Annotated in this window: 14 protein-coding genes; 8 read left to right on the forward strand and 6 right to left on the reverse strand. The window is 68.1% G+C overall.

What is annotated here, in order from left to right; all coding sequences use genetic code 11:
- The first annotated feature begins 52 nt into the window (after window positions 1-52).
- The 7 genes from ACVT6V_RS22875 to ACVT6V_RS22905 are packed head-to-tail and all read left to right on the forward strand — an operon-like array spanning window position 53 to window position 17850.
- Window positions 53-8677: an amino acid adenylation domain-containing protein gene (locus ACVT6V_RS22875; protein ID WP_489896385.1), complete on the forward strand. Its 8625-nt coding sequence runs from the start codon at window positions 53-55 to the stop codon at window positions 8675-8677.
- On the forward strand, window positions 8674-10503 hold the full coding sequence (locus ACVT6V_RS22880) for an ABC transporter transmembrane domain-containing protein (RefSeq protein ID WP_489896386.1): 1830 nt from the start codon (window positions 8674-8676) through the stop codon (window positions 10501-10503). The genes ACVT6V_RS22875 and ACVT6V_RS22880 overlap by 4 nt, the downstream gene beginning before the upstream one ends.
- Window positions 10500-12323: an ABC transporter ATP-binding protein gene (locus tag ACVT6V_RS22885; RefSeq protein ID WP_489896387.1), complete on the forward strand. Its 1824-nt coding sequence runs from the start codon at window positions 10500-10502 to the stop codon at window positions 12321-12323. The genes ACVT6V_RS22880 and ACVT6V_RS22885 overlap by 4 nt, the downstream gene beginning before the upstream one ends.
- Window positions 12324-12364: 41 nt before the next feature.
- Window positions 12365-13666: a lysine N(6)-hydroxylase/L-ornithine N(5)-oxygenase family protein gene (locus ACVT6V_RS22890; protein WP_489900967.1), complete on the forward strand. Its 1302-nt coding sequence runs from the start codon at window positions 12365-12367 to the stop codon at window positions 13664-13666.
- Between the two features lie 50 nt (window positions 13667-13716).
- Window positions 13717-14109 (forward strand): pyridoxamine 5'-phosphate oxidase family protein, encoded by a 393-nt coding sequence (locus ACVT6V_RS22895; RefSeq protein WP_489896388.1) that lies wholly within the window; start codon window positions 13717-13719, stop codon window positions 14107-14109.
- Window positions 14084-17032, forward strand: coding sequence for a DEAD/DEAH box helicase (locus ACVT6V_RS22900; protein WP_489896389.1), 2949 nt, complete (start codon window positions 14084-14086; stop codon window positions 17030-17032). Before ACVT6V_RS22895 ends, ACVT6V_RS22900 begins: the two co-directional genes overlap by 26 nt.
- On the forward strand, window positions 17029-17850 hold the full coding sequence (locus ACVT6V_RS22905) for an SWIM zinc finger family protein (protein ID WP_489896390.1): 822 nt from the start codon (window positions 17029-17031) through the stop codon (window positions 17848-17850). The genes ACVT6V_RS22900 and ACVT6V_RS22905 overlap by 4 nt, the downstream gene beginning before the upstream one ends.
- Window positions 17851-17933: 83 nt before the next feature.
- Here ACVT6V_RS22905 and nrdF read toward each other — a convergent pair whose 3' ends face one another.
- The 6 genes from nrdF to ACVT6V_RS22935 form a co-directional block, all read right to left on the reverse strand.
- Window positions 17934-18941 carry a class 1b ribonucleoside-diphosphate reductase subunit beta gene (nrdF, locus tag ACVT6V_RS22910; RefSeq protein ID WP_489896391.1) on the reverse strand — a complete coding sequence of 336 codons (1008 nt, stop codon included), beginning with the start codon at window positions 18939-18941 and terminating at the stop codon, window positions 17934-17936.
- Window positions 18942-19042: 101 nt separating this feature from the next.
- The gene (locus ACVT6V_RS22915) at window positions 19043-19795 is read right to left on the reverse strand and encodes a maleylpyruvate isomerase family mycothiol-dependent enzyme (protein ID WP_489896392.1); all 753 of its coding nucleotides are present in this window, start codon (window positions 19793-19795) and stop codon (window positions 19043-19045) included.
- A gap of 9 nt (window positions 19796-19804) precedes the next feature.
- Window positions 19805-22000 (reverse strand): class 1b ribonucleoside-diphosphate reductase subunit alpha, encoded by a 2196-nt coding sequence (gene nrdE / locus ACVT6V_RS22920; RefSeq protein WP_489896393.1) that lies wholly within the window; start codon window positions 21998-22000, stop codon window positions 19805-19807.
- A gap of 62 nt (window positions 22001-22062) precedes the next feature.
- Window positions 22063-22530: a class Ib ribonucleoside-diphosphate reductase assembly flavoprotein NrdI gene (gene nrdI / locus ACVT6V_RS22925; RefSeq protein ID WP_489896394.1), complete on the reverse strand. Its 468-nt coding sequence runs from the start codon at window positions 22528-22530 to the stop codon at window positions 22063-22065.
- Window positions 22531-22628: 98 nt separating this feature from the next.
- Window positions 22629-22862, reverse strand: coding sequence for a redoxin NrdH (locus tag ACVT6V_RS22930; RefSeq protein ID WP_489896395.1), 234 nt, complete (start codon window positions 22860-22862; stop codon window positions 22629-22631).
- Between the two features lie 600 nt (window positions 22863-23462).
- On the reverse strand, window positions 23463-24032 hold the full coding sequence (locus ACVT6V_RS22935) for an NAD(P)H-dependent oxidoreductase (RefSeq protein ID WP_489896396.1): 570 nt from the start codon (window positions 24030-24032) through the stop codon (window positions 23463-23465).
- A 92-nt stretch (window positions 24033-24124) separates the two neighbouring features.
- Between ACVT6V_RS22935 and ACVT6V_RS22940 the strand changes: the two genes are divergently transcribed.
- Window positions 24125-24766 carry a TetR/AcrR family transcriptional regulator gene (locus ACVT6V_RS22940; protein ID WP_489896397.1) on the forward strand — a complete coding sequence of 214 codons (642 nt, stop codon included), beginning with the start codon at window positions 24125-24127 and terminating at the stop codon, window positions 24764-24766.
- Window positions 24767-24899: the final 133 nt, after the last annotated feature.

Consider the following 24899-nt stretch of genomic DNA (forward strand, 5'->3'; position numbering starts at 1 on the left):
GGTTACCTAACATGGCGGGCTGATCGGTCCGCCCGTGATCGCGAGGATGTCCATGAACTCTGACTCGCACGACCGCGTGATGCTCGACGACGCGAGGGCGCAAGCCGGCACGGCGGAAGGAGCCCTCACGCTTCCCCTCACCGCCGCCCAGCGCGGGATCTGGTTCGCCCAGCAGATGTTGCCGGACACCCCGATCGTCATCGCGAATGTCATCGAGTTCACCGGCGGGCTGGATGTGGATCTGCTCGACGAGGTCTGTCGGCGCGGGCTGCACGAGGTGGACAGCGGCATGTTGCGGATCGCCGAGGTCGACGGCGAGCCGCGCCAGATGATCGACCACGAGCAGAACGACACGTTCACCCGGGTCGATCTGCGCGACGAACCCGATCCGGGCGCCGCAGCGCACGCCTGGATGGTGGCCGACTACACCGCGCCGTTCGATCTGGTGCGGGATCGGCTGATCCGTGGCGCGGTCCTGCGCCTCGGAGACGACCACTACCTGTGGTATTCCTGCATCCACCACATCGTCGTCGACGGGTACGGCGCGATCCGCTTCATCAATCGGGCCGCCGAGCTCTACTCGGCGATACGGGCCGGACGCGACGACGCCGGCTACGTGGCACCCGACCTGTCCGCGTTGCTCGCCGCGGAGGACGAGTACCGCAGGTCACGCCGATACCAGATCGACCGCGATCACTGGATCGCCAAGGCGGCCGAGCTGCCCGAACCCATCTCGCTCGCCGACGGCACCGCCACACCCGACATCGTGCCCCTGCGCACCGGTGGGCCGTTCGGCGCCGACCTCACCGAACGCCTGGCCGCCGCCGCACGGCGTCACGGCAGCATCGACGCGGCGGTGTTGGTGGCCGCCGTCGCCGCCTACCTCTCCATCGCCACCGACACCGATGACGTGGTGCTCAGCCTGCCGGTCACCGCGCGCACCAACGCCGTGCTGCGCCGGTCCGCGGGGATGGTCTCCAACGTCGTCCCCATCCGGTTGCGGATCAGCCACGACACCACCACCGGTGACCTCGTGCGCGCCGTGCAACTCGAATTGACCGGCGCACTGCGTCATCAGCGCTACCGCAGCGAGGATCTGTTGCGTGATCTCGGGAGTGGCGCCGACGGGCCTGCTCTCGGCGGACTGTACGGCCCCACGGTCAACGTGATGAACTTCCCCACCGACATCTCCCTCGGTGAGGTCATCGGGCATTTCTCGGTCCTGTCGACGGGCCCTGTCGCCGACCTGACCATCAATGTCTATCCGGGTGCCGGCGGTGCGATGCAGGTCGATCTGCACGCGAATCATCTTCTGTACGAGGCGAACACGCTGCAGCGCCACCACGACCGCCTCCTTCGGGTACTCGAGGCGATCGTCGATGCCACGACGGAGGAGAAGATCGTCGACATCGGCATCCTCTCCGATGCCGAGCGCAGGACACTCGTGCCGGCGGCCGGTCGCCCGTCGGTGGCGCCGCAGACCCTCCCCGGCCTGATCGCCGCCGCGGCCGACGCCAATCCCGACGGCATCGCCATCGTCGACGGGGCCACGCATCTCACCTACCGCGACGCCGCGTATCGGGCGACGGCACTGGCCGGACGCCTGATCGATGCGGGTGCCCGGCCCGAGGAGTTCGTCGCCGTCGCCATGCACAGGTCGGCCGATTCGGTCCGGTCGATGTGGGCGGTGGCCGCCACCGGAGCGGCCTTCGTCCCCATCGATCCCGACTATCCGGCCGAGCGCATCGCCTACATGCTCGAGGACTGCGGCGCCCGCATCGGCATCACCACCGCGGCGCTACGGTCCCGGCTGCCCGACCATGTCGACTGGATCGTCCTCGACGATCTCCCCCGGCTCGACGGGAGCCCCCGGAATCCACACGGCCCACACGCACTGCCGACTCCGCCGAGTCCGATCCGGCTCGACCACATCGCCTACCTGATCTACACATCGGGATCGACCGGTCAACCCAAAGGGGTTGCGATCACCCACCGGGGCCTGGCCAATCTGGCCGCGGAACGGCGTCGCACCTATCGGGTCGAGCCCTCGGCGCGCTTCTTGCACAACACGTCGCCGAGTTTCGACATGGCCATCGGGGAACAGATCTCGGCGCTCTCGGCGGCCGCCCGACTCGTCATCGCTTCCCCGGGGCTACCGCCGACCGAGCTCGCGGAACTGATCCGCGACGCCGGTGTGACCCACGCCCTGCTCACCCCGACGATGCTGGCCACCGTCGACCCGGCCGATCTCGACGGACTGCGCGTCCTCGGGGTCGGCGGCGAGGCGGTCACCGCCGACGTCGTCCGGCGATGGGCACCGGAACGCCTGATGCGCAACGGCTATGGGCCCACCGAGGCGACCGACATCGCCACCGTCGCCGAGCTGCGCGCCGATCAGCCGATCACCATCGGACGACCCGTCCACGGTTTCGAGCTGCTCGTCCTCGACTCCCGGATGCGACCGGTCCCGCCGGGCGCGCGCGGCGAGCTCTACCTCGCCGGACCGGGGCTCGCCCGCGGCTATCACGGTCGATCCGCGCTGACCGCTGCACGTTTCGTGGCGCACCCGCATCGTCGTGGTGCCCGCATGTACCGCACGGGCGACGTCGTCAGCTGGACCGTTGACGACGATGCACCGTGCCTGCGCTACCACGGTCGCTCCGACGACCAGGTGAAGATCCGCGGCCGACGCATCGAGCTCGGGGAGATCGAGGCCGTGGTCGGCGACGCACCGTCCGTCGCCCGCAACGCGGTGCTCGTCTGCGACACCCCGATGGGCAAACGGCTGATCGCCTACGTCGTGGGTGTCGCCGGCACAGTCGATGTGGCCGCGATCCGACGTCACTGCGAGTCCCGGCTCCCGGCAGGTCTGATCCCGGATTCGTTCATGCCGCTCGCCGACCTGCCCCGGACCGCCAACGGCAAGCTCGATCAGGCCCGGCTCCCCGCTCCGACGTTCATCGCCGAGGCACCGTTCCGCGCCCCCACCGGACCCGTCGAAGAACGGCTCGCCGTCCTGTTCGCCGAGGTTCTCGGGGTCGACGCCGTCGGCGCGGACGACTCGTTCTTCGCCCTCGGCGGTGACAGCATCGGCGCTCTCACCCTGGTGTCCCGAGCACGCGGCGAAGGCCTGCACTTCTCCCCGCGCGACGTCTTCGAACGCAAGACGGTCGGTGGCGTCGCAGCCGTGGCCACCACCGAGGAGCGGCACCTTCTCGCCGAACTGCCCGGCGGCCCGGTGGGATTCCTGCCGGCCACGCCGATCATGCGGTGGCTCGTCGAGCGTGGCGGCGGTCATCGGCGGTACGCGCAGCATCTGACTCTCGAACTGCCGGCCCACATCGACCGCGCCGGGATCGTGGCGACCCTCGATGCCGTTGTGGGACACCATGACATCCTGCGCGCGCAACTGGTCGGGGAACCGGGAACCCGGTCACTCGGGCTGCAGGTGCCGCCCGCGGGTGCCGGTTCGACCGGCGAACGCCTCACCCGCGTCGAGGTCGGCGACGCCGATGCGGCATCGGTGGCGGCAACGGCCACCGACGGCGCACTGTCGCGTCTCGACCCACGCTCCGGCACGATGACGCAGTTCGTGTGGCTGGTGCGCGACGGGTCCGAGCACGACCTGCTGATCGTCGTCATCCATCACCTCGTCGTCGACGGTGTCTCCTGGCGGATCCTCGTCGGTGATCTCATCACCGCCTGGGCGGCGATCGACGCCGGTCGCCCGCCGATGCTGCCCGCGAACGGGACGTCGATGCGCCGCTGGTCACACGCGCTCACCGAACAGGCCGACACGATCGCCGAGCGTGAGGCCGACCACTGGTCGCGCCAGTTTGCGTCCGCGGCGTCGACGCCGAGCATTCGTGTCGATCCCCTGCAGGATCTCGCGGTGCGCACCCGGCGGGTCATCGTGGACCTCGACCCGGAGACCACGCAGACCGTGATCGACCAGATCCCCACCGCACTGCGCGCCGGGGTCGACGACATACTCCTCGCGACCTTGCTGGTCGCTCTCGCCGACTGCGGGGTGCCCGCGCCGGTCGTCCAGATCGAAGGGCATGGCCGCGAAGAAGATCTGGTCGGGGACGTCGACCTGTCCCGCACGGTCGGCTGGTTCACCACCGCCTTCCCGGTGCGCATCGACCTGCCCGCGGACCCGGCGGCCGACCGCGTGGCGGCCACGGTTCAGGCGGTCAAGGCAGTCAAGGAGGCGATACGCACAGTGCCCTCGCGTGGCGCCGGATACGGCATCGCCCGACATCTGTCCCGCACGCCGACGCTGCCGGAGGTGTCCGCGACCATCGCGTTCAACTACCTCGGTCGGGTGTCCACCGGGATGCTGCCGTCCGGCCTGACCGGGATCGGCTGGACGCCCTCCGATGCGATCGGGTCACCGGCCGCCGATCCCGACGCCGACATGCCGGCGGCCGCGCCGCTCGATGTCAACGCGATCGTCATCGACTCCTCCGGCGACGGGCCCATTCTCCGGGTGACGCTGGATCACGTTGTACGCCTGATCGATCCGAGCACGGCGTCAGCCGTCGCCGAGCGATGGCGGGCGGCGCTGGTCGACCTTCTCGAGGGCCTCACCCGGGGAGAGCACGGATGGACTCCGTCCGATGTCCGACCTGCCCGGGTCGAACAGTCCGATCTCGACCGCCTGGCCCTGGCCTTTCCCGGGATGGCCGATGTGTGGCCCACCGCCCCTCTGCAGCAGGGACTCGCGTTCCACGCGGCACTGGCCGCCGACGATCCGTCCACTCTGACCGCCGACAGCTACGTGACGCAGGCATGTATCACCCTGACCGGCCCGGTGGACGCAGACCGACTGCACCGCGCCACGCGGGCGCTGCTGCACCGGCACGACGCCCTGCGCAGTGCGTTCGTGACAACGGGCGACGGCGACCTGGTCACCGTCGTCACCGCCGCCGACGATCCGTCCTGGCAGGTCACCGATCTCACCGGCGAGGATCTCGACCCCTCCGACATCGCCGCGCACGTGACGATGATCCGCGACGTCCAGCGCAGCACACGCTTCGCCCTCGACCGCCCGCCCCTGGTCCGCTTCGCGCTCGTGCGGGTCGCCACCGATGTCACCGAACTCGTGGTCACGTTGCATCACATCGTCGCCGACGGCTGGTCGATGCCTCTGTTGCTGCGGGATCTGTTGACGCTCTACCACACCCACGGCGCCCCGGACGCGCTCCGGCCCGCCCCGAGCTTCCGAGAGTTCCTGGTGTGGGCGGCCGGACGTGACCGCGCCGCAGGCCTCGACGCGTTCTCCCAAGCGCTGGCCGGACGCTCACACGCCACCCTGGTGGCGCCGTCCGCGTCCGCGCCGTCCGGGCGTCTCGACCGTCAGATCGTCATCCTCGGCCCCGAACGCTGGGCGCAGATCGCCCGCCGCGCCACCGAATCCGGCGTGACCACCAACATCCTCATCCAGTCGTTGTGGGGCATCCTGCTCGACCGCATCGTCGCCGACCGTGATTCGACCGGTCGCGGCGTCGACGCCACCTTCGGCGCGACCGTCTCCGGACGACCGGCGGACGTCGACCGGGTCGCGGAGACGGTCGGACTGTTCATCAACACGATCCCGGTCCGGGTACGCGCCGACGCCGACGAACGGATCGACGACGTGTGGCGACGGCTGCACGGCGAACAGGGCGCCCTGATCGACCATCACCATCTCGGACTCACCGACATCGTGCGGACAGCCGGTCCCGGCGCCGGGTTCGACACGCTGGTCGCCTTCGAGTCCTACCCGGTCGACATGGACGCTCTGCGCGGCGCGGATGCGATGGGCGGCATCCGGGTGGCCGACATCGACATGGCCGAGGCAACCCACTACCCCCTGACGCTGACCGTCGACCTGCGACCGCAACCGGCGCTGCGCTTCACCCACGACCCGGTGGCCATCGCCACCTCCACCGTGGCGTCGATCGTCGAGCGCTTCGACAAGGCACTCCGTGCTGTCGTCGCGGACCCGGCGACGACCCTCGCGCAGCTCTGCGGCCCGACTCCCACCGAACGGCGTGCCCTGGTCCCGATGCGCGGAGCTCCGGCCGAACCGGAACTCACTCTGCGACAGATCATCCGACGTGCCGTCGACCGCAGGCCGGACGGCGTGGCGATCCGCTGGGCCGGCCGGTCGATCACCTATCGTGAGGCCGACGCATGGTCGGACCGACTCGCCGAGATCCTCGTCGACGCCGGGGCAGCACCCGAAACCTATGTCGCGGTGGCACTGACCCGCTCGGCGAACTCGGTGCGTGCGATCTGGGCGGTGGCCAAGACCGGGGCGGCGTTCGTGCCCGTCGACCCGACGCTCCCGCCCGCGCGCATCACCCACCTGCTCTCGGATTCCGGCGCCCGCCTGGGTATCACCGACCGTCGGTCGCGGCCGGGACTGCCCGACACGGTCAGCTGGATCGTGATCGACGACGACGCCGTCGGGGGCGGATCAACGGAGCGCGACCGAGGCTGCGGGCGACCGCGTCGTAAGCAGACCGGCCACCCCGCGTACCTGATCTACACATCCGGGTCGACCGGTCTGCCCAAGGGCGTGATCGTGACGCACAGCGGCCTCGCCAACCTGGCGGCCGAACGACTCCACACCTATCTCGTCGACCCCGATTCGCGCTTCCTGCACAACAGTTCACCCAGTTTCGACATGTCGATCGGCGAGCAGATCGCGGCTCTGTCGGCCTCGGCGACCCTGGTCATCAGCGATCCCGACGCCGGCCCGTCGGAGCTCGGGAATCTCATCCGGTCCGAGGGTGTGACACACGCTCTGATGACGCCGACCCTGCTGGCGATGACCGACCCCGCGGCGCTGGCCGGGGTTCGGGTACTCGGCGTCGGCGGCGAGGCGGTCAGCCGCGAGACCGTCGCCCGCTGGGCGCCGGGGCGGATCATGCGCAACGGGTACGGCCCGACCGAGGCCACCGACATCGCCACGGTCGCCGACCTCCAGCCGTCGAGCATGCGGGCGGGGGCACCGGTGACGATCGGGCATCCGGTGCACGGCTTCGAGGCGCTGGTGCTGGACTCGGCCCTACGGCCGGTGCCGCGCGGCGTCGTCGGCGAGCTGTACCTCGCGGGGCCGGGCCTGGCCCGCGGATATCATCGGCGCGCCGCGCTCACCGCCGAGCGATTCGTCGCCGCCGCGCACGGCCGACCGGGTGACCGGATGTACCGCACCGGCGACCTCGTCACGATCGGCACGGACGGCGCGCTGAGTTACCTCGGCCGGGCCGACCGCCAGGTCAAGATCCGCGGCCATCGAATCGAACTCGGTGAGATCGAGGCGGCGCTGCTGCGGCGTCCGGATGTACGTCAGGCGGCCGCCGTCGGCAGGACCGGTCCCCGCGGCGAACGCCTCCTGGTGGGCTACGTCGTGCCCGCGGTCGGGGCTGACGCCCCGCAACCACGGGCGGTGATCGACAGGTTGGCGAGAACTCTTCCGCGCCACATGGTCCCGTCGGCGGTGGTCGTGGTCGACCAGATCCCGACCACTCCGTCCGGCAAGATCGACGAGCACGCGCTGCCGGAGCCGATGTTCGGGCCCACCACGACCTACGAGGCGCCGGCGTCACCGACCGAGCGGCTCGTGGTCGACGAGTTCGCCCGCGAGCTCGGGCTCGAGCAGGTCGGCGTGCATGACGACTTCTTTCTGCTCGGCGGTACCTCGCTGTCGGCGTTCGCCGTGGTCTCCCGACTGCGCGATGCGACCGGCACGACGTTGCCGGTCTCCGCCGTCCTCGAGGATGCGACGCCGAGAAGCCTGGCACGTCTGCTGGACGAGCCAGTGCCCCTCGCCGACGACGACGCACTCGCCACGATCGTGCCGATCCGTGCGTCCGGTGACGCGACCCCGCTGTTCTGCGTCCACCCCGCCATCGGATTGTCCTGGGGGTACGGAGGTCTGGGCCGGCACATCCATGACCGCCCCATCTACGGGATACAGCTGCCCGGACTCGCTGGTGATGATCCGGTGACCTCGATCGGTTCGATCGACGCGCTCGCCGCGCGCTATGTCGCCGACATCAGACGGGTCGCACCCCAGGGCCCCGTTCACCTGCTGGGCTGGTCGATCGGCGGGGTGATCGCCCACGCGATGGCCGCGCGCCTGCAGGCGGCCGGTGAACCGGTGGCCTCGCTCACGATGCTGGACAGCGTCGCGGATCTGGGCGCGGTGGCCGGAGAGTCGCGGGATCTGCGGATGCACGACCTGCTGAGCGCGCTCGGACTGTCCGACCATCCGGTCGCCGGTGTCGCCGATCCGCATTCCCAGGTGTCCGAGACGTCGGTGTCCGAACTCCTCGCACTCATCGAGGACGCTCCGCCGGGGCTGGGATCCGCGGTCGTCGAGCAACTCGTCGCGGGGGCCGCCCACACGGATCAACTGGTGCGCGTGCACCATCCGGTCCACGTGTCGGCCGAGCTGCTGTACTTTGCGGCCGACGACGACCCACTCACATCGTCGTCGACTGTCCTCGGCTGGGAACCCTACGTGGACGCGATCGACCGCGGGGGCGTCCGGACGACGCATTGGCAGATGTGCTCGTTCGGAACGCTAGCCGAGATCGGTCCGGCCATCGACGCGCATCTACGACGGTCCGACCCGCACGGCGCGTCGGTGTCAGCCGCGGATCGGCACGGGCGTCGATGATCGCGACCACCCGGGCACCCGCCCACCTCGGCGGGCCCGCAGGACACGGACGCCACATCCTCACCGAGGGCCTCCGCGTCCATCGATCCACCCTCATCCGGGCAGCAGCGTTGCTGTCGGTGCACCAGGTATGCGAGGTCGCGGTGCCGATCCTCGTCGGCGTCATCGTCGACCGTGCGCTCGCCGACGCCGACGTCACCGCGCTCATCCGCGGGATCGCTGTCCTGGCCGCCGTGTTCGTCGCACTGACGGTGAGCTACCGATACGGCGCCCGCGCCGCGATGCGTGCGGCCCAGGACGAATCCCACCGACTGCGATTGCGCTGCGCCACCCAGTCTCTCGACCCGGCTGAGGCCGGGGAACCGCAGCGGACCGGCGACCTCCTGTCGATCGCGAACTCCGACGCCGACGAGACGGGCGGTCTGCTCCGTTTCGTCCCGCAGACCGTCGCCGCGGTGACCGCCCTGACCGCGTGCGCGGTGGCCCTGCTGTCGGTGGACGTCACGCTCGGGGTCATCGTGTTGATCGGCGTACCGGTGATCCTGTCGCTCGTGCAGGTGGTGGCCCCGCTGGTGACCCGACGTGTCGGTGCGCAGCAACACCACATCGGTCGCGCGACCGCCGTCGCCACCGATCTGCTCACCGGACTGCGGGCACTGCGTGGGATGGGAGCGCAAACCGTTGCCGCGCAACGCTATCGGACAGTCAACGAGCAGGCTCGTGCCGCGGGGCGGAGGGCAGCGGTGGGCCACGGCATGTTCTTCGGCACCGCCACCGGTGTCACCGGCGTACTCGCCGTCGGGGTGGCGACGCTGACCGGCTGGTTCGCGCTGACCGACCGCATCACCGTCGGTGCGCTCATCGCGGTGCTCGGCGTGGCCCAGTTCCTGACCGAACCACTGGCCGTCCTCGCCATGATGCCCGGTCGCGTCGCCACCGCCCGAGCATCCGCCGACCGGATCGCCACGGTGGCACCCGCCGGCCGTGACCGGGTCCGACGCGCATCGACGGTGACCGGCGTCGACGCACCCGGGGCATCGGTCGACGCGACCGTCGACATCGTCGCGAACACAACGGAACCCGAGGCCGTCGTCGCACTCTGCACCACTGCGGCAAGCCCGGTCGGCGCGCTGCGATGTGGGGTCCGGCCCGGCGAACTCGCCGTGTTCGTCGCGCCATCCCCCGTCCTCGCGCAGCGCCTCGTGGATCTCCTGGACGGACAGGACGGGTCACCGGACGCTGAGGTCCGCGTGCTCGGACACGATTCAGCCACCCTGCCTGCCTCGCTGCGGCCGCGCGGTCTCCTGGTCGAACCGCACGGCGTCGACCTCTTCACCGGAACGGTCGGCAGCAACCTCGCCATCGGCGGAGCCGCCGGCGCTCAAACCACCGGTGCCGAATCCGTGCTGGCCGTGCTCACCGCGATGGGTAGCCGGGACCTCGTCGACGAGGGACCAGCCGACTCGCCGACCGACGCCGCGTCCGCGCTGCGACGTCCGGTCAGCGATCGTGGGCAGTCACTGTCGGGTGGTCAGCGACAGCGACTGGCACTGGCCCGAGCGATCCTGACCGATCCGTCGGTGCTCGTCCTGCACGAACCGACGACCGCCGTCGACTCGGTCACCGAGCATCGCATCGTGCGTGCCGTACGCGACCTGCGTCATCACGACGGATCCGACCGCGTCACCGTCGTGGTCACGGCCGGTCGAGCGTGGCGGTCGGTCGCCGACCAGGTCATCGAGCTCGTGGACCAGCACGCCCCCGACGAGGCGCCGGCCGGCGCGGCCACATCGCCTCGGGCGGATGCGGCGGTGATGGCCCGATGAACCACGCATCGGACACCACCCCGGCGGCCGGCACCACGGTGCTGCCGATCGCCACACCCGCCCAGACATTTCGTCATCTCGGGTCCGGCCTACGCCGCAGAAAAGGGCGCGCCTTCGCCGTGGCGGGGCTGTGTCTGATCACCGCGGCATCGGCGGTGATCCCGCTGCTCGCACTCGGCGTACTCGTCGACCGGGTCACCGCGCACGCCGACGTCTCGACGCTCGTCCCGATCGCGACGACCGCGGCCATCGCCGCGATGATCGGCGGCATCGCCGCCGGCGCCACCGTGCACTCGATCGCCTGGCTCGGCGCCGATCTGCTGGCCGATCTGCGTGAGGACGCCGTGGTGTCGGCGTTGCAGATGCGTGCCGACGTGATCGAAACGGCCGGGCGTGGCGATCTGCTGTCGCGGGTGAACAATGACGTCACCGCGATCAACCGTGCCGTCACCACCGTGCTGCCCACCGTGGTCACGGCGGCCGCGCTCGGTGTGGTCACGCTCGCCGCGATGGTCGGCCTGGACTGGCGCCTCGCGATCGGCGGGGCGCTCGCGATCCCGCTGTATGTGATCGCGTTGCGCTGGTACCTGCCGCGTTCGGCACCGGTGTTCGCCGACGAACGTCAGGCCGCGGCACACCGCTCGCACGCTCTCATCGAAGCGATCGACGGCCGTGACACCGTCCGGGCCTACCGCATCGCCGACCACGAGATCACGGCCATCGCCCGGGCCTCCGGGCGCACCCGCGATCTGTCGATGACCGCGTTCACCCTGTTCACCCGCTTGGTGGGACGAGCCAATCGCGCCGAGTTCGTCGGACTCGCAGCCATTCTCGTCATCGGGTTCTGCCTCACGTCGGCCGGCGCGGTGACCGTGGGCGCCACCACCGCGGCGGCCCTGATGTTCCACCGATTGTTCAACCCGATCGGCATGATCCTCTACAGCGCGGCGGACCTGCAGCTCGCCGCGACCGGCGTCGCTCGGCTCATCGGCGTGACCCACGCACAGACGGCCTCGTCGCCGCCGGAGCCGAGCCAGCGGCGTGGCGACGACGATGTGGTGCTGCAGGACGTGCACTTCTCCTACCGCACCGGCCGCCCCGTGCTGCGCGGGGTCGACCTGCGCATCCCGCCGGGCACCCGGGTGGCGCTCGTCGGCAGCAGCGGGGCCGGGAAATCCACGGTCGCCGGTCTCCTCGGCGCAACGCTGGTACCCGATCACGGTGTCGTCGGCGTCCCCGCCGGGGAGGGGGTCTACATGATCAGCCAAGAGGTCCACATCTTCGCCGGACCGCTGATCGACGACCTTCGCCTACCGGCCCCGCGGGCGACCCGCCCCGAGGTCGATGCCGCGCTGGCGACGGTCGGTGCCCTCGACTGGGTTCGGACGCTGCCCGACGGCGTCGACACGATCGTCGGGGACGGCGGCCATCGCATCGGCGGCGCCCGGGCCCAGCAGCTCGCGCTGGCACGCCTGATCCTCGCCGACCCCCGGATCGTGGTGCTCGACGAGGCCACCGCCGAGGCGGGCAGCCACCACGCAACCGAACTCGATGCCGCCGCCGAGGCGGCGACCCGTGGCCGCACCGTCTTGGTCATCGCCCATCGACTCTCTCAGATCCGGGCCGTCGACGAGGTCGCCGTCATCGACAACGGAGTCATCACCGAGAACGGGCCACCCGACGACCTCATCGACGCCGGCGGCGACCTCGCCCGGATGTGGAGGGGATGGTCACCGACCATCGCCGGGGCGCCGACATCACAACCCGCATCGCAGATCCCAGCAGATTGCCCGCACAACCGACCCGAGGATGCCCGATGAACGACAACGCGCACGCCGACAACCGTCTCGCACCCACCCTGATGGCCGAACCCACCGACGCCTCCGGAGTCCTCGACATCGTCGGGATAGGTTTCGGGCCGTCGAATCTCGGGTTGGCGATCGCCGCGGCCGAGTTCAACGCCGAGACCACCGGACCCGGGCTGTCGGCACGCTTCGTCGAGCGGCAGCAGAAATTCGGATGGCACACCGGGATGCTGTTGCCGCGCACCACGATGCAGATCTCGTTCCTCAAGGATCTGGTGACCCAGCGCAACGTGCACAGCCGGTACTCGTTCCTGAGCTATCTGGCCGACCGTGGCCGACTGATCGACTTCGTCAATCATCAGACGTTCTTCCCCACCCGCCACGAATTCCACGACTATCTGGAGTGGGCGGCGCGGAGGGTGGACGCCGACGTCACCTACGGGACCACCGCGCGGCAGGTCCGGCATGTCGACGATCACTTCGAGGTGGACTTCGCGGGCCGGACGAGCGGCACCGTGCGAGCGCGGAACATCGTGGTCTCCACCGGTTTGTCGGCCCGCCTACCCCAGGGCGTCACGGCGTCGCGGCGTGTGTTCCACAATCACGATCTACTCGGCAACCTCGCCGACATGCCACGACCACACCACCACCGGTTCGTGGTCCTCGGCGCCGGTCAGAGTGCCGCCGAGACGGTCGAGTACCTGCATTCGACCTACCCTGCCGCCCAGGTGCACTCGGTGTTCTCCAAGTACGGCTACAGCCCCGCCGACGACAGCCCGTACGCGAACCGCATCTTCGACCCCAGCGCCGTCGACGACTTCCACGCATCCACCCCGGAGTTCCGGCGGCGCCTGATGGCCTACCACCGGGCGACGAACTATTCCGCCGTCGACCTGCCGTTGATCGAAGAGCTCTACGCCCGCGAATACGCCGAACGGGTCTCCGGGGATCGACGGCTGTTCATGCACGGGGCGTCAAGGGCACTTCGGGTGGACGAGCACACCGATGGGGTCGTGGTGACCGTGTCGCATGAGCCCACCGGCCTCACCGAGGACCTGGTGTGTGACGCCGTGGTCTGCGCGACCGGCTTTCACCAGATGGACCTTCGCGCGGTTCTCGGTGACCTCGCCGGCGATGTCGTCGCCGATGACGCGGGGCCTTCCGTCACCCGCGACTATCGTCTCCTCACCCACCGCCCGACCCCGGGTGGTGCCATCTACCTGCAGGGCGGTACCGAACACACGCATGGCATCTCGTCGTCGTTGCTCTCCAATGTCGCCACCCGGACCGGGGAGATCGTCCGGTCGATCGCTCGCCGGCGGGTGTCTGCCGAGCCCGTCGGAGCACACCACCAGTAGTGCTTACCGAAAGGCACTCTGTAATACACATTGTTGATAGGATCGGGGCCATGATCTCCAAGGTTCCCCCAGACTATGCGGATCTGCTCGAACGACCCATCGTCGGTGTTCTCGCCACCGTCAGTCCGGACGGCTCACCCAGCCTGACGCCCAAGCAGTTCACCTGGGACGGCGCGCACCTGCGGATGAGTCAGACGATCCCCCGTAAGAAGTTCGTCAGCCTGCAGGCCAATCCGAACTATGCGTTCATGATCACCGATCCCGACGCGCCGTCGCGCTGTCTCGAGGTGCGCGGTTGGCTGGTCACGGTCGAAGAGGACACGAACGCCCGGTTCTATCTGGACCTCGGCAAACGGTATGGAGAAACGTCCGCGCAGCCTCCGTCCGACGTCGACGATAGGGTGGTCATGATCCTCGATGCCACCCGATTCACCGCCAAATAGGTCGACAGCACTCACCTCGACCGCGCCGACCCCTTCCACCCTGCCGCTGCACACACTCTGGCGGCCGGGCGTTGGTCTGGCGGTGTGGTGGGCCCGACCCGACGCCGGCCCGGCCGACCTGCCCGAGGAGCTCGCCGATCAGCTGTCGCGACGTCGATCACGACGCGAGGTCGCCGTCATCGGCGAGTCGGGTCGTCGCGAGTTCCTCTCGACGATCACGCTGGGCACCGCATCGGCGGTCGCCCTGCTCGATCTGACCCGCTCGCATCCCGTCAGCGGAGAGATCTCGTGGTATCGCCACCTCCTCGACGGCGTCCGGCGCCACGTGTCCGCCGGCGCCGTCGCGCCCGGTGTCGCCGAGATCGACGGCGAACCGATGCTGCGCTGGCAACCGATTCCGACACCGTCCTGGCGTAGCTGGACTGCGGTCGCCTCGTCGACCGCACCGCAGGTGGTGCTGGACAACGGTGGGCAGGCGGCGATCACCGACCTCGTCGCCGAGCTCGTCGATCACGAATGCCGCGGTCGCATCGCCGCCGCCGGGCCGATCAATTCCGACGGACTGCCCGCCGACTGGCTCATCCGCGGGCTCGGGACCGACCCGCCGGCCTTCACACCCGACGTACAGGCGCGGTTGAGATCCGCGTCGGGGGCGTGGATGCAATGGAACTCCGCCGCCCCGCACGACGATTCGATGGTGGTCCTGCGACTACACGAACCCGAGGACGAGCCCGAGCAGTCGTGGCGCCCGGCCCCGCAGCCCGAGCACACACTGTGGCGGCTCGAGGTGTGCCGACGCAGCTCCGAAGGCCGCATCATCGCTGTGCAGCCCCACCGGCTCGATCAGTATGAACTCGATCGGGTGACGAGTGCCCTGGCGACCGCGGTACGGGTATTCCCGGAGCTCTCACACGCCGAACCAGACCGCCACTCCCTGGACTTCCTGCTCACCACACCGACCGTCGAGCGCCTCTTCGCCGACGGGGCCTCCGCGCTCACCGAGGCCGGCTGCCCGGTGCTGCTCCCCCGCACGATCGCCGAGGTCCGTCCGACACTCGGGCTGCGCGCCCGCCCGGTGGTCGGCGACTCCGGGCGAGCCGCTCAGATCGGTGTCGCCCAGATCGACGAGTTCGAATGGCGCCTGGCCCTCGGCGACGATCCGGCGGCGGCCACCCTGTCCGACGCCGATCTGGCCGACCTGGCCCGGCGCCAGGGTGATCTGGTCCGGGTTCGCGGCATCTGGGTCCGGGCCGAAGGTGGTGCGCTCAGCCGCGCAGCGGCATTCATCCTGGCCCAGCGAGCGCAGGCGACGTCGGACCATCCGGCCGACATGGGCGAACTGTTCAATCTGGTCGTCGACACCGTCCCGGTGCCGGTCACCTCGATCGAGGGATTGTCGTGGCTCGACGACATCGCCGCGGGTGGCGCACTTCGCCCGTCCCCGATCACTCCGCCACCGTCGCTACGTGCGGAGTTACGGCCCTATCAGCAACGCGGTCTCGACTGGCTGGCGTATCTGTCCTCGCACCGGATCGGCGGCGTCCTCGCCGACGACATGGGGTTGGGGAAGACGGTCCAGATCATCGCTTTGCTGTGCCACGAGAAGGCCACCCTGGGATCGTCTACGCACCCACCCACACTGATCGTGTGCCCGATGTCGGTGGTGGGTAACTGGGAGCGCGAGATCGACAGGTTCGCGCCGCATCTGCGCGTAGTCGTGCACCACGGCACCGCTCGTGCCGGGCGGAGCACCATCGCGCAGCAGGTGGCGTTGGCCGATGTGGTGCTCACGACGTTCGCCATCGCCACGCGTGACCGGGAGATCCTCACCGCCCGGCGGTGGCGACGCATCGTCGTCGACGAGGCACAACACCTCAAGAATGTCTCGACCAAGGCGGCCAAGGCGGTTCGGGCCCTGCCCGCCGATCATCGGATCGCGCTCACCGGCACCCCGGTCGAGAACCGCCTCGAGGATCTGCGCGCGGTGATCGACCTCGTCAATCCGGGTCTGCTGGGATCGGCGTCTAGGTTTCGGGCGCGATTCGCCGAACCGATCGAACGTGACCGCGACCCCGGCGCCCTTCGCCGTCTCAACGCCCTGACGCGGCCGTTCGTGCTGCGCCGGGAGAAGACGGACCCGTCGATCATCACCGATCTCCCGGAGAAGGCCGACATCACGGTGCGGGCCAACCTCACCCTGGAGCAGGCGGCGCTCTACCGCGCGGTCATCGACGAACTGATGGAGGCGTTGCGCAACAAACAGCAACGCACGATCCGGCGCCGCAACATCCTGGCCGCCCTCACGCGCCTCAAGCAGGTCTGCAACCATCCGGCCCACTACCTGGCCGACGACTCGGACATGATGCGGCGCAACCGACATCGATCGGGCAAGGTCGAACTCCTCATCGACATCCTGACCACCGCGGCCGCCGAGGGCGACCGGGCGTTGGTGTTCACCCAGTTCGCCGCCTTCGGGGAGATGTTGTCGCAGTGGCTGGCGCAGTCGTTGGGCGAACCGGTGCCGGTGCTGCACGGCGGCGTCAGCCGCGGTGATCGCGACGACATGGTGGCCCGATTCCAGTCCGGTGACGGACCTCCCGCGATGATCGCGACCCTCAAGGCCGGCGGCACCGGCCTGAACCTGACGGCCGCAAGCCATGTGGTGCACGTCGACCGGTGGTGGAACCCCGCGGTGGAGGATCAGGCAACCGATCGCGCCTACCGGATCGGTCAGCACCAACGTGTACAGGTGCACCGGTTCCTCTGCGTCGGCACCCTCGAGGAGCGGATCGACGAGATGATCACCGCGAAGCGTGAATTGTCCAGGCTCACCGTCAACTCCGGTGAGAACTGGCTGTCCGATCTCGGGGACGACGAACTGTTCGACCTGTTCCGTCTGCGGGACGAGGCGGTGAGCGAGTGAGTCCCCGAGGAAGTCAGCGACGGGTTCCGCGGAGCTCGGCGACCCGCGGTTACGGGACGACCCGATGGGGTCGGGCCTTCGTCGACCTCGTCGAGGGTGCGCATACCGGGGACCTCGACCGGCGACGGATCACCCAGGCGCGCCGCTATTTCCGTGACCATCATGTCGAGCGGATCACGATCGCCGACGCCGAGGTCACCGCCTCGGTGCGGGGCAGCCAGCTCGACCCGTTCGAGGTGACGCTGACGATGCGTCCGGTCGACGCGCCGACCGTCGTCTCCCTGCTGCGCGGGCGTGACGCCACCGGCGACCTGATGGCGCTGACCCGTGGCGAGCAGCCCCGACTGTTGGGCGAGCTGATCCTGCCGTCGGAGTCGGCCGATGTCGCGTCGGACTGCACGTGCCCGGACGAGTCGCCTCGCTGCATCCACGCCCTGTGCGTCGCCTACGAGGTGGCCGCCGAGATCGACCGCAGCGCAGCCACACTGCTCACGGTGATGGGCACCGACACGCCATCGCTGTTGGCCGCCGCGACACAGGTGACGTCGTCGCACACCGACGCCCGCGCCGGTACCGATGCCGATGCAGGTGCCGATGCGCAGCCCGACACGGGCCGGGCCGCACCGGTCGTCGACTTCTACGGCACCAACGCAGCGCTGCCGGCATTGCCGAACCCCCCGCGTCTGAACGCGATCATGGAACTCGACGCGGATGCGCTACGGAAGGCACTGCGTGCGTCCGGAGTGGCGCCCGCCGACATCGGCGAGACGCTCGACCTCCTCGACGACCTCTACGACCGCCTCCGCGATCCCATGTGAGTGTTGGCGGCGACTGTGCCGTAGATCAGTGTCATCCAGCGACACCGATCTACGGCACTCACGCCCGGACGCGAGACGCGGGCCTAGAAGTCCCAGTCCTCGTCCTCGGTGTTGACGGCCTTGCCGATGACGTAGCTGCTACCCGACCCGGAGAAGAAGTCGTGGTTCTCGTCGGCGTTCGGCGACAACGCGGACAGGATCGCGGGGTTCACGTCGGTCTCGTCCTTCGGGAACATCGCCTCATAGCCGAGGTTCATCAGCGCCTTGTTGGCGTTGTACCGCAGGAACTTCTTGACGTCCTCGGTGAGGCCGACCTCGTCGTAGAGCGCTTCGGTGTAGTCGGACTCGTTGTCGTAGAGCTCGAACAGCAATTCGAAGGTGTAGTCCTTGAGCTCTTGACGGCGCTCGGGTGACTGCACCTCGAGCCCACGCTGATACTTGTACCCGATGTAGTAGCCGTGTACCGCCTCATCGCGGATGATCAGGCGGATCAGGTCGGCGGTGTTGGTGAGCTTCGCGCGACTCGACCAGTACATCGGCAGGTAGAAGCCGGAGTAGAAGAGGAACGACTCGAGCAGCGTGGACGCGACCTTGCGCTTGAGCGGGTCCTCGCCACGGTAGTAGTCCATGACGATCTGCGCCTTACGCTGCAGCTGTTCGTTCTCCTCCGACCAGCGGAACGCCTCGTCGATCTCCTTGGTGGAGCACAGCGTGGAGAAGATCGAGCTGTAGCTCTTGGCGTGCACCGACTCCATGAAGGCGATGTTGGTGAGCACCGCCTCCTCGTGCGGGGTGGTCGCGTCCGGGATCAGCGACACCGCACCGACCGTGCCCTGGATGGTGTCGAGCAGCGTCAGGCCGGTGAACACCCGCATGGTCAGCTGCTTCTCGTACTCGGTGAGCGTGTTCCACGATGGGATGTCGTTGGACACCGGAACCTTCTCCGGCAGCCAGAAGTTGCCGGTGAGCCGGTCCCAGACCTCGGCGTCCTTCTCGTCGGGGACGCGGTTCCAGTTGATCGCCGAAACCCTGCTCACCAGCTTGATGGGTGCGCCGTCGGCGGGGCTGTGGGTGCCGGACACGCTGGTCATGATGTCTCCCTTGCCAAAGTTCTGTCGGTGGTCAGAGTACTGATCGGTCTGGTCGCGGTGCGATTGTCTCGGTGGTCGGGCCGGTTCGGATGACGTGGGACTCAGGTGACGTGGACGAGGTCGAGAACGTCGTCGGCGACCGCACGGTCGCCCACCACGTCCATGTCGGCGAGGCGCCGCCGATGCCAGACCGCCAGGAGCAGGTCCGACGCCGACCCTCGCACTGCGGCCTCGGCCTTGGCGTGCACCCGAACGTGGTCGAGGCCCTCGGGCGTCAGCGTCAGCAACCACTCGCCGCCCTCGACGTCGCCCGCGTGCAGATGGACGGTGCGGCCGACCAATTCGGGCGGCACGCCACGCCGTTTCAGAAACCGGGGGACGAAGACCTCGAGCCATTCGGCGATACCGTCGATCGCCACCTCACCGGGTATGGGTCGTTCACGGCCCGGCCGGACGGCGGTGTCGAGATCCCAGCGGTGCACCGACAGCTCGTGCGCCTGTCGCCGATACCAGAAGGCCACGGTCACGTCACCGACGAAGCTCGTCGTCGGCGCCGCGGGATCGCTGACGTCGAGTGCATCGATCAGCGCGTCCAGGGACTCGCGATACCAATCGAGCAGCTCCGGCCCCGACGTGGGCCGCTTCGCGTTCGCATAGCCGGCCCGCGCGCCGTCCGTGTCCCCGGACAGGTGCGCGGTCGCCCACCGGTGCACGGCGCCGACATGGACGATCAGGTCGGCCGCGGTCCACCCCGGGCACGACGCCACGGGATTGGTGAGGTCGGCGACATCGGTGGCGGTGATCCGTGCGCCTTCGTCACGGATCACCTGCAGCCACTCGTCAGCACCCATCATCGACTCTCGTCACAACATGCACGAGACGCAGTTCTCCACTTCGGTCCCCTCCAACGCCATCTGGCGCAGTCGGATGTAGTAGAGCGTCTTGATTCCCTTGCGCCACGCGTAGATCTGCGCCTTGTTGACCTCGCGGGTCGTGGCGGTGTCCTTGAAGAACAGCGTGAGACTGAGCCCCTGGTCGACGTGCTGGGTGGCCGCCGCGTAGGTGTCGATGATCCTCTCGTACCCGATCTCATACGCATCCTGGTAGTACTCCAGGTTGTCGTTGGTCATGTACGGCGCCGGATAGTAGACGCGACCGATCTTGCCTTCCTTGCGGATCTCGACCTTGGCCGCCACCGGGTGGATCGAACTCGTCGAGTGATTGATGTAGGAGATCGACCCGGTCGGCGGGACGGCCTGCAGGTTCTGGTTGTAGATGCCGTCGCGTGCGACATCGGCCTTCAGGGCACGCCAGTCGTCCTGGGTGGGAATGTGAATACCGGCCCCGCCGAACAGATCCCGCACCTTCTGGGTCTGCGGCTCCCACACCTTCTCGGTGTACTTGTCGAAGAACTCGCCGCTGGCGTACTTCGAGCGCTCGAATCCGGCGAACGCGCGACCGCGCTCACGGGCGATCTTGTTCGACGCCCGCAACGCATGGAACAGCACGGTGTAGAAGTAGATGTTCGTGAAGTCGACACCCTCTTCACTGCCGTAGAAGATCCGCTCACGGGCGAGATAGCCGTGCAGGTTCATCTGGCCGAGACCGATGGCGTGGGAGTCGTTGTTGCCCTTCTCGATCGACGGCACCGAGGTGATCGCCGTCTGATCACTGACCGCGGTCAGGCCACGGATCGCGGTGTCGATCGTCTGACCGATGTCCGGCGAATCCATCGTCTTCGCGATGTTCAACGACCCCAGGTTGCAGGAGATGTCCTTGCCGATGTGCGAGTAGGACAGGTCGTCGTTGAATTCGGACGCGGTGGAGACCTGCAGAATCTCCGAGCACAGGTTGGAGTGGGTGATCTTGCCGTCGATCGGGTTGGCCCGGTTCACCGTGTCCTCGAACATGATGTACGGGTAACCCGATTCGAACTGCAGCTCGGCGAGGGTCTGGAAGAACTCGCGAGCCTTGATCTTGGTCTTGCGAATCCGCTTGTCCTCGACCATCTCGTGATACTTGTCGGTCACGTTGACGTCGGCGAACGGGACCCCGTAGACACGCTCGACGTCATACGGGCTGAACAGGTACATGTCGTCGTTGGCCTTGGCCAGCTCGAAGGTGATGTCGGGAATCACCACACCCAGTGACAGCGTCTTGATGCGGATCTTCTCGTCGGCGTTCTCCCGCTTGGTGTCCAGGAAGCGGTAGATGTCCGGGTGATGGGCGTGCAGGTACACCGCACCGGCTCCCTGGCGGGCACCGAGCTGGTTGGCGTAGGAGAACGAGTCCTCCAGCAGCTTCATGATCGGGATGACACCCGAGCTCTGGTTCTCGATCTTCTTGATCGGCGCGCCATGCTCGCGGATGTTGCTCAGCAGAAGAGCCACACCGCCGCCCCGCTTGGACAGCTGGAGAGCCGAATTGATCGATCGCCCAATGGATTCCATGTTGTCTTCGATGCGAAGTAGGAAACAGCTGACCGGCTCACCGCGCTGCTTCTTACCCGAGTTGAGGAACGTCGGGGTGGCCGGCTGGAACCGGCCCTCGATGATCTCGTCGACGAGGTTGCGCGCGAGCGCGGTGTCGCCGTCGGCGAGGGTGAGCGCCACCATGCAGACCCGGTCCTCGAACCGTTCGAGGTAGCGCTTCCCGTCGAAGGTCTTGAGCGTGTAGCTGGTGTAGTACTTGAACGCACCCAGGAACGTCGGGAACCGGAACTTCTTCGAATAGGCATGGCCCACAAGGAGTTTCACGAATTCACGGTCGTACTTCGCGAGCACCTCGGGCTCGTAGTAGTTCTCCTCGACGAGGTAGTCGAGCTTCTCGTCGAGGTCGTGGAAGAACACCGTGTTCTGGTTGACGTGCTGCAGGAAGTACTGATGGGCCGCCTCGCGGTCCTTGTCGAACTGGATGTTGCCGTCCGCGTCGTACAGGTTCAGCATCGCGTTGAGCGCGTGGTAGTCGAGCTCGCCGGGCTCATGCCCCGACGGGCCGGCGTGCAGACCGGACCGGCTGGCCGAGGCGGTGTCCGAGACGGGTGCGGCGGTTGGCGACACGAAAGACTCCTGGCAGATTGAGGATTTGTATGTGAAAAACGCTACTCGGCGGGTCCGACAGTTCAGGCGTGTGCGGCGCTGAGTTCGGCCCGCGGATCGAGGAACGCCGGGCTGTGTGCGAAGTCCGCGAGGCCGGCCTGTACCCGATCGACGTCGTCCGTGGTGCCCATCAGCTCGAATCGATAGAGATAGGGCACCGCGCATTTGCGCGAGATGATGTCACCGGCGTGGCAGAACTCCTCACCGAAGTTCGTGTTGCCGGCCGCGATCACGCCGCGGATCAGCGCGCGGTTGTGCTCGTTGTTCAAGAACTTGATGACCTGCTTCGGGACGAACCCACCGGATGCGCCCGACGCCTTGCCGCCTCCATAGGTCGGGCAGACCAGAACGTAGGGCTCACCGACGGTGAACCCACCGGTGCGGTCGATCACCGGGATGCGCACGGCGCGCATCCCGAGCTTCTCGACAAACCGGTGGGTGTTCTCCGAGACCGAGGAGAAGTACACGAGCAACGGCGATTCGTCTGCCATGTCGTCCACCTCCCCGTCAGTTCGTTTCCGATGCGTCTGGATGTCGCGGTGCGATGATCCGGCTTCCCCGTCGGATCGTCACCGCCCGGTGGGGCCGATCAGGCGGCAGCGGTCGCCAACGCCTTGATACGATCCGGGCGGAAACCCGACCAGTGCTCGTCGCCGACGACCACCACGGGAGCCTGCAGGTAACCGAGTGCCATCACGTAGTCGCGGGCCTCGTCATCGGTGCTGATGTCGACGACCTCGTAGTCCAGGCCCTGCTTGTCGAGGGCCTTGTAGGTCGCATTGCACTGGACGCAGGCGGGCTTGGTGTAGACGGTGATGGCCATCAAAGTTCTCCTTGCTGGATCAGGCTGTGTGCTGGATCGTTCTGCGCGGGCCGCCGCATCGTCGTGGCCGATGGTCCGCGTCGGAGTCGTCTGTCTCGGGTCGTCGTGTCGCGTTCTACTGTCTTCTCACTCTGGCCGGCTCCGGCCCCGGACGGGCCTTCACCGTTCGCTCCGCACGGGAGCGAACCCGCGTCTCCCCGACCTCGCCGGGCGTCGCACGTTCACCGCATACGACGTTCAACGATCCGTGGCGACGGACACTTTCCCAACGTGAAGAAAGTGATCCAGATCACCGTCTTGCTGGCGTTCTCCGCATAATCACATCGATGTACGTTGTCGGCCATGTTGGTGTCCAAAACACTACACCTTGTGGCTGACATTTCGACCCACCACAACAACTTGTGAATAACATTCGTGAAAGTCGCAGGTCGCGGGCATGCACGATCGTGAAGCCGGGCGTGTCCGGCGTGTCGTCCACACGTTGTCCCCCGACTGTCCACAAGGTGTCCGCAGAATGCTCCACAGGCACCGGAGAAAAGACGCACCGCCGCGGCCCCGGGGGGCTCGCGGCGGTGCGTCGACAGTACTGTGCGGACCGGATCAGGCGGCGACGGCCACCTCGTCGACGAGACGATTGACCGCAGCGACGACCTGTGCGACGAGCTCGGGATCGGCGAGGCCCTGATCGCCGAGCGTGGAGGTCTGGACACCGACCTCGACATCTTCGATCACCCGGCCGCCGGCGATACCGACGGACTTGCGGGTGTCCTCACGCGACCAGGTGCCCGCATACCGTCCCAGTGCCGCGCCGATGACGCCGACCGGCTTGGCGGAGAGTGCCCCGGCGCCGTACGGCCGCGAGAGCCAGTCGATGGCGTTCTTGAGCACGGCAGGGATGGTGCCGTTGTATTCCGGTGTGACCACGAGCACGGCATCGGCGGCACCGACGGTCTCACGGAGAGCGGCCACGCCGGCCGGGAGGACGGCATCGCCTGTGATGGACGGGTCGTGATCCTCGCTGTAGAACGCCAACTCCCCCAGGCCCTCCACGATGGTCACCGTGGCGCCCGCGGGCGCATTCTCGGCCGCCACCTGCGCCAACTGACGATTGATCGACTCCTTGCGGAGACTTCCCACGAGCGCGACGATCTTCACGTTTCGTACGGTCACAATGCTCCCTCTCGATGTTTAGCTGATCGAAACAAATCAACCGGACTTCAGTCCGATTAATTCCGGTTCCGACCAAGCGTTACGCTCGTCACGTGTCCCTCGGTCCCGACGGTGGTCTCATACCCCTACGCGCCTCCGGCGACCTCTCCGAGCGGGCGGATTCCGAGCGGGCCGACGCCGCGCGCAACCGGCGGCTCCTGCTCGCTGCCGCCAAGAACCTCATCGACAACCACGGCGCGGCCGGCGTCACCATGGATGCCGTCGCTCGCGAGGCCGGCGTCGGCAAGGGCACTGTCTTTCGCCGGTTCGGCAGTCGGACCGGATTGATGCTGGCGCTGCTCGACCATTCTGAATCCGAGATCCAGCGTGGTTTCCTGTTCGGGCCCCAGCCCCTCGGTCCCGGCGCACCGCCGCTGGATCGACTGCTCGCCTACGGCCGGGCCCGCCTCAAGCTCACCTCGGATCATCTGGACATCCTGATCGAGGCCGCGGGCGCGGGCGGTGACCTGATGACCCACCCGGTGTGGGCGGCCTCCAATCGACATGTACAGATTCTGTTGCGCGAGCTGGGGTTCGGCGACCATCTCGATGTCGTCGCGATCGCCGTGCAAGCCCCGCTCAACGCATCCTCGGTGCGACACCTGCGCGACATCGTCGGGCTCGACCTCGAGACAATCATCGCGCAGTGGGAACAGACGGTCCGCCGCCTCACCGCAGGCGTCGCCACCGCATGACCGTGTGACCGAGGGGTCTTAGCACGTACGGCACGGGACGTCGGCGCGTACGCCACACTGCGGTCTCGCCCGGTCGGTCTTAGCCTTGACTCACCCGTCGGGGACGACGACGCGGGAGAGAAGGGACATCACG

The sequence above is a fragment of the Gordonia sp. LMA167 genome (genome assembly GCF_058130025.1).